10 protein-coding genes are annotated in these 10,438 nt (G+C 54.6%); 7 read left to right on the top strand and 3 right to left on the bottom strand.

The window, feature by feature from the left end; translation table 11 throughout:
* The first annotated feature begins 30 nt into the window (after positions 1 to 30).
* The 6 genes from dnaB to NA389_RS04120 all read left to right on the top strand — a co-directional run bounded on the left by dnaB (position 31) and on the right by NA389_RS04120 (position 5,740).
* Positions 31 to 1,446, top strand: a complete 1,416-nt coding sequence (gene dnaB, locus NA389_RS04095; protein ID WP_000918353.1) for a replicative DNA helicase — start codon at positions 31 to 33, stop codon at positions 1,444 to 1,446.
* 31 nt (positions 1,447 to 1,477) lie between these two features.
* On the top strand, positions 1,478 to 2,557 hold the full coding sequence (alr, locus tag NA389_RS04100; protein WP_001147301.1) for an alanine racemase: 1,080 nt from the start codon (positions 1,478 to 1,480) through the stop codon (positions 2,555 to 2,557).
* A gap of 185 nt (positions 2,558 to 2,742) precedes the next feature.
* Positions 2,743 to 3,936 carry an aromatic amino acid transaminase gene (tyrB, locus tag NA389_RS04105; protein ID WP_000486913.1) on the top strand — a complete coding sequence of 398 codons (1,194 nt, stop codon included), beginning with the start codon at positions 2,743 to 2,745 and terminating at the stop codon, positions 3,934 to 3,936.
* A gap of 186 nt (positions 3,937 to 4,122) precedes the next feature.
* Positions 4,123 to 4,836 (top strand): acid phosphatase AphA, encoded by a 714-nt coding sequence (gene aphA / locus NA389_RS04110; RefSeq protein WP_000724436.1) that lies wholly within the window; start codon positions 4,123 to 4,125, stop codon positions 4,834 to 4,836.
* Positions 4,837 to 4,964: 128 nt separating this feature from the next.
* Positions 4,965 to 5,381 (top strand): secondary thiamine-phosphate synthase enzyme YjbQ, encoded by a 417-nt coding sequence (locus NA389_RS04115; RefSeq protein WP_000270392.1) that lies wholly within the window; start codon positions 4,965 to 4,967, stop codon positions 5,379 to 5,381.
* A 2-nt stretch (positions 5,382 to 5,383) separates the two neighbouring features.
* On the top strand, positions 5,384 to 5,740 hold the full coding sequence (locus tag NA389_RS04120) for an MmcQ/YjbR family DNA-binding protein (RefSeq protein ID WP_000155665.1): 357 nt from the start codon (positions 5,384 to 5,386) through the stop codon (positions 5,738 to 5,740).
* On the opposite strand, the gene NA389_RS04125 is transcribed toward NA389_RS04120, so the two are convergent.
* From NA389_RS04125 to uvrA, 3 genes are all read right to left on the bottom strand, one after another.
* Positions 5,741 to 6,079 carry a hypothetical protein gene (locus tag NA389_RS04125; protein ID WP_000146586.1) on the bottom strand — a complete coding sequence of 113 codons (339 nt, stop codon included), beginning with the start codon at positions 6,077 to 6,079 and terminating at the stop codon, positions 5,741 to 5,743.
* Positions 6,066 to 6,521, bottom strand: a complete 456-nt coding sequence (locus NA389_RS04130; RefSeq protein WP_000432213.1) for a hypothetical protein — start codon at positions 6,519 to 6,521, stop codon at positions 6,066 to 6,068. Before NA389_RS04130 ends, NA389_RS04125 begins: the two co-directional genes overlap by 14 nt.
* Before the next feature lie 131 nt (positions 6,522 to 6,652).
* Positions 6,653 to 9,478 (bottom strand): excinuclease ABC subunit UvrA, encoded by a 2,826-nt coding sequence (uvrA, locus tag NA389_RS04135; RefSeq protein ID WP_000357722.1) that lies wholly within the window; start codon positions 9,476 to 9,478, stop codon positions 6,653 to 6,655.
* A 247-nt stretch (positions 9,479 to 9,725) separates the two neighbouring features.
* On the opposite strand from uvrA, the gene ssb1 reads away from it, so the two are divergent.
* Positions 9,726 to 10,256 carry a single-stranded DNA-binding protein SSB1 gene (gene ssb1, locus NA389_RS04140; protein ID WP_000168322.1) on the top strand — a complete coding sequence of 177 codons (531 nt, stop codon included), beginning with the start codon at positions 9,726 to 9,728 and terminating at the stop codon, positions 10,254 to 10,256.
* Positions 10,257 to 10,438: the final 182 nt, after the last annotated feature.

The following is a 10,438-nucleotide window of genomic DNA, read 5'->3' on the forward strand; positions in this document are numbered from 1 at the left end:
CCAATCACTATCTCGGTAACTCCATTCACTATGGCAGGAAATAAACCCTTCAACAAACCACAGACTGATGCCCGCGACCGCGATCCGCAGGTTGCCGGGATAAAAGTGCCGCCGCACTCGATTGAAGCGGAACAGTCGGTGTTGGGCGGTTTAATGCTGGATAACGAGCGCTGGGACGATGTGGCCGAGCGCGTGGTGGCGGAAGATTTCTATACCCGCCCGCATCGCCATATCTTTACGGAGATGGGGCGCTTGCAGGAAAGCGGCAGTCCTATCGACCTGATTACGCTCGCGGAATCGCTGGAGCGGCAGGGCCAACTGGACAGCGTCGGCGGTTTCGCCTATCTGGCGGAGTTGTCTAAAAACACGCCAAGCGCGGCGAATATCAGTGCTTATGCGGACATTGTGCGCGAACGCGCCGTGGTCCGCGATATGATCGCGGTGGCGCATGAAATTGCGGACGCTGGTTACGATCCACAGGGGCGTAATAGCGACGAACTGCTGGATCTGGCGGAGTCGCGCGTCTTCCAGATCGCGGAAAACCGGGCCAACAAAGACGAAGGCCCGAAAAGCATCGACCAGATTCTCGACGCTACCGTGGCGCGTATTGAGCAGTTGTTCCAGCAACCGCACGATGGCGTTACAGGCGTGGATACCGGCTATCAGGATCTCAATAAAAAGACGGCAGGGTTACAGCGTTCGGATTTGATTATCGTCGCGGCGCGTCCCTCCATGGGTAAAACCACTTTTGCGATGAACCTCTGCGAAAATGCGGCGATGTTGCAGGATAAACCGGTACTGATCTTCAGTCTGGAGATGCCCGGCGAACAGATCATGATGCGTATGCTGGCCTCGCTGTCCCGCGTCGATCAGACACGTATTCGTACCGGTCAACTCGATGATGAAGACTGGGCGCGAATCTCCGGCACGATGGGCATTCTGCTGGAGAAACGCAATATGTATATTGACGACTCCTCAGGTCTTACGCCGACAGAAGTCCGTTCGCGCGCACGGCGTATTTTCCGCGAACATGGCGGGTTAAGTCTGATTATGATCGACTACCTGCAATTGATGCGTGTGCCGTCGCTTTCTGATAACCGTACTCTGGAAATCGCCGAAATTTCCCGCTCGTTGAAAGCGCTGGCGAAGGAGCTTCAGGTGCCAGTCGTGGCGCTATCGCAGCTTAACCGCTCCCTGGAACAACGCGCGGATAAACGTCCGGTGAACTCCGACCTGCGTGAATCCGGCTCTATTGAACAGGATGCCGACTTAATTATGTTTATCTACCGTGATGAGGTTTATCACGAGAACAGCGACTTAAAAGGCATTGCTGAAATTATTATTGGTAAGCAACGTAACGGTCCTATCGGTACGGTTCGTCTGACGTTCAATGGTCAGTGGTCGCGCTTCGATAACTATGCGGGACCGCAATACGATGATGAGTAACTCTCCGTCATTCTGTTAACAAGGAATTCAAATGCAAGCGGCAACAGTCGTCATTAACCGCCGCGCTCTGCGACACAACCTGCAACGTCTGCGTGAACTGGCGCCTGCCAGTAAGCTGGTTGCGGTGGTGAAAGCGAACGCTTATGGACACGGTCTTCTGGAGACCGCGCGAACGCTCCCTGATGCTGACGCTTTTGGCGTGGCGCGTCTTGAAGAGGCTCTACGTCTGCGAGCGGGCGGGATCACGCAGCCTATCCTGCTGCTGGAGGGTTTTTTCGACGCCGCCGATCTGCCGACCATTTCCGCGCAATGTCTGCATACCGCCGTACATAATCAGGAGCAGCTTGCCGCCCTGGAGGCGGTGGAGCTGGCGGAGCCAGTAACGGTCTGGATGAAACTGGATACCGGTATGCATCGTCTCGGCGTGCGTCCCGAAGAGGCGGAGGCGTTCTACCAGCGTCTGACGCACTGTAAAAATGTACGCCAGCCGGTGAATATTGTCAGCCATTTTGCCCGTGCGGATGAGCCGGAATGCGGCGCTACCGAACATCAGCTCGACATTTTTAATGCCTTCTGTCGGGGTAAACCCGGGCAGCGCTCTATTGCCGCGTCTGGCGGTATCCTGCTGTGGCCGCAGTCTCACTTTGACTGGGCGCGTCCGGGCATCATTTTGTATGGCGTATCGCCGCTGGAGCACAAACCCTGGGGGCCGGATTTTGGTTTTCAGCCAGTGATGTCCTTAACCTCCAGTTTGATCGCGGTGCGTGACCACAAAGCGGGCGAACCAGTGGGCTACGGCGGGACATGGGTGAGTGAGCGCGACACACGCCTGGGCGTGGTGGCGATGGGTTATGGCGATGGCTACCCACGAGCGGCGCCTTCCGGTACGCCAGTGCTGGTCAATGGTCGTGAAGTCCCGATTGTCGGGCGGGTGGCGATGGATATGATTTGCGTGGATTTGGGGCCAAACGCGCAGGATAACGCGGGCGATCCGGTGGTCTTATGGGGCGAAGGTCTGCCGGTTGAACGTATCGCTGAAATGACAAAAGTAAGTGCTTACGAACTTATCACGCGCCTGACTTCAAGGGTGGCGATGAAGTATATTGATTAAATACGCGGCAGGCCGGGTGGCGCTTGCGCTTATCCGGCTTGTCTCGCGCATTGGCTGTAGGCCGGATAAGACGTTCACGCCGCCATCCGGCAATATGCGCATCCACCACAACATCCTCTCGATCTTCTCGTCCTTCCGGTTTATTGTGTTATTTCCTGCCCTCTGTAAACCTGGAGAACCATCGCGTGTTTCAAAAAGTTGACGCCTATGCCGGCGATCCGATTCTTTCACTGATGGAGCGTTTTAAAGACGACTCCCGTCACGACAAAGTAAATCTGAGCATTGGCCTGTATTACAACGAAGACGGGATTATCCCACAGCTCAAAACGGTGGCCGAAGCCGAAGCCCGGCTTAACGCGCAGCCGCATGGCGCTTCGCTGTACCTGCCGATGGAAGGACTCAATACTTATCGCCATACTATCGCGCCTTTGCTCTTTGGCGCCGATCACCCGGTTCTTCAGCAACAGCGCGTGGCCACTATCCAGACATTAGGCGGTTCCGGCGCGCTGAAAGTGGGCGCGGATTTCCTGAAGCGTTATTTCCCCGACGCAGGCGTATGGGTGAGCGACCCCACCTGGGAAAACCATATTGCGATATTTGCCGGGGCAGGATTCGAAGTGAGTACTTACCCCTGGTATGACGACGCGACTAACGGCATCCGTTTTAACGATCTGCTGGCCACGCTGAATACGTTACCTGCACGCAGTATCGTGCTGCTGCACCCCTGTTGTCACAACCCGACCGGGGCGGATTTAACACCTTCGCAATGGGATGCGGTGATTGAGATAGTGAAAGCGCGCGATCTGATTCCGTTCCTTGATATTGCCTATCAGGGTTTTGGCGCAGGCATGGACGAGGATGCTTACGCTATTCGCGCCATTGCCAGCGCCGGGTTACCTGCGTTAGTCAGTAATTCTTTTTCGAAGATTTTCTCGCTGTACGGCGAGCGCGTCGGCGGCCTGTCCGTGGTGTGTGAAGATGCCGAAATCGCCGCGCGGGTTCTGGGACAGCTAAAAGCGACGGTGCGCCGAATTTACTCCAGTCCGCCGTGTTTCGGCGCTCAGGTGGTCGCTACGGTCCTGGGCGATGAGGCGTTAAAAGCGAGCTGGCTGGCGGAAGTCGACGCGATGCGTAACCGCATTATATCGATGCGCCAGACGCTGGTGAAGGAGCTGAAGGCGGAGATGCCTGACCGCAACTTTGATTACTTGTTAGAGCAGCGCGGTATGTTCAGCTATACCGGGTTAAGCGAGGAGCAGGTCGAGCGGTTGCGCGATGAGTTTGGCGTTTACCTGATTGCCAGTGGCCGCATGTGTGTCGCCGGGCTTAATGATTCAAATGTACACCGCGTGGCGAAGGCATTTGCCGCTGTCATGTAATATTCAGGCCGGACGGCGATAACAGTGCCCTCCGGCCTGACAATAGCTGTTGTGATCATCCTCTTTTTTCGTAACAAAACCGCAGATAATCCTTCCTTTTGACCGTTACTGGCGTTATGGTCAGATAGTTTTTTGAGCAAAGACTCATCTTAATAACTATAATATTCTGAATTTTAAGGGAAAAGCATGAAAAAAATAACCCTGGCGCTGAGTGCCGTCTGTTTGTTGTTTACGCTAAACCATTCCGCGAATGCGTTAGTATCTTCCCCTTCGACGCTCAATCCGGGCACTAACGTTGCAAAACTCGCGGAACAAGCGCCTGTCCATTGGGTCTCTGTCGCCCAGATTGAAAACAGCCTCACCGGACGCCCGCCGATGGCGGTCGGCTTTGATATTGACGACACCGTGTTATTTTCCAGCCCCGGATTCTGGCGCGGAAAGAAAACCTACTCCCCGGACAGCGACGATTATCTGAAAAATCCGGCCTTTTGGGAAAAAATGAACAACGGCTGGGATGAGTTCAGTATTCCAAAAGAAGTGGCCCGACAGCTCATTGATATGCATGTTCGCCGTGGCGACAGTATTTACTTTGTCACTGGTCGTAGTCAGACGAAAACGGAAACCGTGTCGAAAACGCTGGCGGATAACTTCCATATTCCGGCGGCGAATATGAATCCGGTGATTTTCGCCGGCGATAAACCGGGACAAAATACGAAAGTTCAGTGGCTGCAGGAGAAGAATATGCGTATCTTCTACGGCGATTCGGATAACGATATTACTGCGGCTCGTGATTGTGGTATCCGCGGTATTCGCATCCTGCGCGCGGCTAACTCCACCTACAAACCGCTGCCGCAGGCAGGAGCGTTTGGCGAGGAAGTCATTGTCAACTCGGAGTACTAAAAATCAGGAGAGCGACAGGCTCTCCTTTTTTGCATGATTTTTGCACAAACTTGCCCCGCTGGCTTTTACCTTTTCCAGACTTGCTGCACACTATTCAGGAGACGTTTGTTTTTAGGAAGGAGCAGCCTATGTGGTATCAGCGCACCATTACACTGAGCGAGAAGCCGCGCGGGTTTCATCTGATAACAGATGAAATTATCGATAAATTGTCTGGCTTACCGCCTGTCGAAACGGGTTTGCTGCATCTGTTGTTACTACATACCTCGGCCTCGCTGACGTTAAACGAAAACTGCGATCCCACCGTGCGCGCTGATATGGAGCGCCATTTCCTGAAAACCGTTCCCGATAATGCGGCGTATGAACATGATTACGAAGGCGCAGATGACATGCCTTCGCATATTAAGTCGTCAGTATTGGGCGTCTCGTTGCTGCTGCCTGTACGCCAGGGGCGTTTACAGTTAGGAACATGGCAAGGTATCTGGTTGGGAGAGCACCGTATTCACGGCGGTCCACGTAAAATCATCGCGACACTACAAGGGGAATGATAATGACCATTTCGGAATTACTGCAATACTGCATGGCAAAACCTGGCGCAGAGCAGAGCGTCCACAGCGACTGGAAAGCGACGCAAATTAAAGTGGAAGATGTACTTTTCGCGATGGTAAAAGAAGTTGAAGGACGCCCGGCAGCCTCTCTCAAAACCAGCCCGGAACTGGCAGAGTTGTTACGTCAGCAGCACAGCGATGTACGACCGAGTCGGCACCTTAATAAAGCGCACTGGAGCACGGTCTATCTGGACGGATCGCTGCCGGATTCACAACTCTATTATCTGGTCGATGCCTCTTATCAACAGGCGGTAAATGCGCTGCCGGAAGATAAACGCAAGCAGTTGCCGCAGTCCTGATTATAGCGCGCCGACCAACAACGCCAGGGCGATATCAATGAGGCGGATGACCGTAGACCGGATACGGCTGTCGAGGGCGATTTGCGCATTATTGGCGCGTAGCCTGGCGAGGTCCCGCTGTCCTTCCAGCAGAATAATCATATCGTCGTCGTCCAGCCAGCCGCGAGCATGTTCCTGAAGCGCGCGGGCGATAAACGCAGCGGACTCGCGTATACCGTCGTCGCTGTCTTCTCTTGCCTGCTTATACGCCTGGATAAACTCGGCAATCGCCGAGGAGGCTACAGGATGTTCGGCCCGGGCGGTGGTCATCAGGTTATGTATTTCGTTAATAGACGCCATTTTCTTCTCCCTGAGTACAGCGTGCGCCCCAATGCAGACACTCACCCTGTATGGCTAATTTCCAGACCTGATTATTTTGCTGTTGGTATCTCTCAGCCTGGATGTAAGTAAGTGGTTGCTTACGTTGCATAACCCGCGCATAAAGACGCAAATAGTGATTTTTCAGCAGCGCCAGATTATCGAGTCGATGTTTATCCCCACCTTGACGGGCGACCCGCTCAGCCTGAAAAAATGTCTGGCGGATATCGCGGTCATCCTTGAGCAGTGTCTCTTTTTGCCACGGTATTCGCGCCGCGTCCTGCAGGAAGCGGGTTGAGCGCGCTTGTAATAGCGTCAGTTGTTGAAAAGCCACGGCGCTAAAGCGGTCAGGCAGCGTACAGGCGGATAAAAACAGGCACAGCAGTAGTGTGATTGCGTAGGGCAACTTCATGGTGTTTTCCATAACAGACCGTTTGCGCTATCACATGTCAGAGCGAGGCGGCACGCAAATCACAAATGCTCAACACGGATACAATGAGGTGGGATGAGGAAAAATGATGCCGCTTCCCGGCGAATCGGAAAGCGGCGTGAAGGTTATTTGAGCATAGGTTTAAGGAAGCGGGCGGTATGCGACGCCTCGCACTCCGCCACGGTTTCCGGCGTACCGGAGACGAGAATTTCGCCGCCGCCGCTGCCGCCTTCCGGGCCGAGGTCGACAATCCAGTCCGCCGTTTTAATGACGTCCAGGTTGTGTTCGATCACCACGATGGTGTTGCCCTGATCGCGCAACTGATGCAGAACGTCAAGCAACTGCTGAATATCAGCAAAGTGCAGGCCGGTGGTCGGCTCGTCGAGAATATACAGCGTCTGCCCGGTGCCGCGCTTCGACAGTTCGCGCGCCAGCTTCACGCGCTGGGCCTCGCCGCCGGAAAGCGTCGTCGCCGACTGACCAAGACGGATATAGGTCAGCCCCACGTCCATCAGCGTCTGCAGCTTACGCGCCAGCGCCGGAACCGCATCAAAGAACTCACGCGCTTCTTCAATGGTCATATCCAGCACTTCGTGGATGGTCTTGCCTTTGTACTTAATCTCCAGCGTTTCCCGGTTATAGCGCTTGCCTTTGCACTGGTCGCACGGCACGTAAATATCCGGCAGAAAGTGCATTTCGACTTTAATGACGCCATCGCCCTGGCACGCTTCGCAGCGACCGCCGCGCACGTTGAAGCTGAATCGCCCTGGCGTATAGCCGCGCGCGCGAGACTCCGGCACGCCAGCAAAAAGCTCGCGAACCGGGGTAAAGACGCCCGTATAGGTCGCCGGGTTGGAACGCGGGGTGCGCCCGATCGGGCTCTGGTCGATATCGATCACTTTATCGAAATGTTCCAGCCCCTGAATATCCCGATACGGCGCCGGTTCGGCGATAGTCGCCCCGTTTAACTGACGCTGGGCGATGGGGAACAGCGTATCGTTAATCAGCGTTGATTTACCGGAACCCGAGACGCCGGTGATACAGGTAAACAGCCCTACCGGTAGCGTAAGGGTCACATCTTTCAGGTTATTGCCGCGCGCGCCGGTGAGTTTGAGCACTTTTTCTGGATTTGCCGGCACGCGTTGTTTCGGCACTTCAATTTTGCGTTTACCGCTCATGTACTGGCCGGTCAGCGATTCCGGTACCGCCATAATGGCTTCCAGCGGGCCTTCCGCCACCACCTCGCCGCCGTGAACGCCCGCGCCGGGGCCAATATCAATCACATGGTCGGCGGCACGGATGGCGTCTTCATCGTGTTCCACCACAATCACGGTATTGCCAAGATTGCGCAGATGAATCAGCGTACCCAGCAGCCGTTCGTTATCGCGCTGGTGCAGACCGATGGACGGTTCATCCAGCACATACATCACGCCGACTAACCCGGCGCCTATCTGGCTCGCCAGACGAATACGCTGGGCTTCGCCGCCGGAAAGCGTTTCTGCCGAGCGGGAGAGCGTGAGATAGTTCAGGCCGACGTTCACCAGAAACTTGAGGCGATCGCCGATCTCTTTTAGCACTTTTTCGGCGATTTTCGCCCGTTGCCCGGAAAGCTTGAGATTAGTGAAAAAATCCATCGCATGGCCAATGCTCATATCGGAAATAGCAGGCAGCGGCGTATTTTCCACAAATACATGGCGCGCTTCGCGATTCAGTCGCGTTCCTTCACAGCTGGCGCAGGGGCGATTACTGATGAATTTCGCTAGCTCTTCGCGCACCGCGCTGGATTCCGTCTCTTTATAACGGCGCTCCATATTATGCAGCACGCCTTCGAACGGATGGCGGCGCACGGAGGTATCGCCGCGATCGTTCATATATTTAAATTCGATGTTCTCTTTGCCGGAACCGTACAGCACGACTTTGTGTACGTTGGCGCTGAGGCTTGCCCACGGCGCATCCACGTCGAACTTATAGTGTTCCGCCAGCGACTTGAGCATTTGAAAGTAGTAAAAATTGCGACGATCCCAACCACGAATCGCGCCGCCTGCCAGCGACAGGTCGGGATTCTGGATCACGCGGTCCGGATCGAAATATTGCTGAACGCCGAGGCCGTCACAGGTCGGGCAGGCGCCTGCCGGGTTGTTGAACGAGAACAGACGCGGTTCCAGCTCGCGCATACTGTAGCCGCAAATCGGACAGGCAAAATTGGCGGAGAACAGAAGCTCCTCCGCTTTCTCATCGTCCATATCGGCAACAACCGCCGTGCCGCCGGATAATTCCAGCGCCGTTTCGAACGACTCCGCCAGGCGTTGGGAAAGATCGTTGCGAACTTTGAAGCGATCGATCACCACCTCAATGGTATGTTTCTTTTGCAGCTCCAGCTTCGGCGGATCGGAGAGATCGCAGACTTCGCCGTCAATACGGGCGCGAATGTAACCCTGGCTTGCCAGATTTTCCAGCGTTTTGGTGTGTTCGCCTTTACGCTCTTTAATAATCGGCGCCAGCAGCATCAGACGTTTGCCTTCCGGCTGTGACAGCACGTTATCGACCATCTGGCTAACGGTTTGCGCCGCCAGCGGCACGTCATGATCCGGACAACGCGGTTCGCCCACGCGGGCAAACAGCAGGCGCAGGTAGTCGTGGATCTCGGTAATAGTACCCACCGTAGAGCGCGGGTTGTGCGATGTCGATTTCTGTTCAATTGAGATCGCGGGCGATAGCCCCTCAATATGGTCGACATCCGGTTTTTCCATGAGCGACAAAAACTGCCGCGCGTAAGCGGAGAGCGATTCAACGTAACGACGCTGCCCTTCGGCATACAGAGTGTCGAAAGCCAGTGAGGATTTGCCTGAACCCGAAAGCCCGGTCACGACAATCAGTTTGTCGCGTGGGATGACGAGGTTAATATTTTTGAGATTATGGGTGCGGGCGCCCCGAACTTCGATCTTATCCATTCACCTTTCCCGGTAGAGACTCGGATGCCTGGTTTGTTTGAAGGACAAACGGCAGAAACGGCTAATTATGACACAATTTAACCTGTTTGAATATACAGTATTGGAATGCATCTTCAGCTAAAGTATGCAACAATATGAGGTTCGCGCGAGTGACCTGGAACCTGCATCGCAGCTATTAAAATGCTACGTGGAAATGGTACACTCACGCGTTTACACTATTTATGAAACGTATTCAGGAGACTCAATTATGGCCAGCAGAGGCGTAAACAAGGTGATTCTCGTTGGTAATCTGGGCCAGGACCCGGAAGTACGCTATATGCCGAGTGGCGGCGCTGTCGCCAACTTAACGCTGGCTACTTCTGAATCCTGGCGCGATAAGCAGACCGGCGAAATGAAAGAGCAGACTGAATGGCACCGGGTGGTGATGTTCGGCAAACTGGCGGAAGTGGCCGGCGAATATCTGCGTAAAGGTTCTCAGGTGTATATCGAAGGTCAATTGCGTACCCGCAAGTGGACCGATCAGAGTGGCCAGGAACGCTATACGACTGAAATTAACGTTCCGCAGATCGGCGGCGTGATGCAGATGCTGGGTGGTCGTCAGGGCGGCGGCGCACCGGCAGGCGGTCAGCAGCAGGGGGGTTGGGGTCAACCGCAACAACCTCAGCAGCCACAGGGCGGCAACCAGTTCAGCGGCGGCGCGCAGTCGCGTCCACAGCAATCCGCGCCAGCGCCGTCTAACGAACCGCCAATGGATTTTGACGACGACATTCCGTTCTGATTTTTGGTAAAAAACTCAAAGCGTTATTTGCATTTTCGCTATAGTTCTCGTCTGCTGAAATGCCTGGTGTAAACCAGGCATTTTCTTACCTAGTATTATTGTCTTTGTCTCCCTTTCAAAAAAGAGAAGCGCATATCTTACGGAAAAATGTCGCTTATCGCCTCTGGCCGACTCGCCTCGGC

This window comes from Salmonella sp. NW645 (assembly GCF_051703725.1).
GTDB lineage: Bacteria > Pseudomonadota > Gammaproteobacteria > Enterobacterales > Enterobacteriaceae > Salmonella > Salmonella enterica.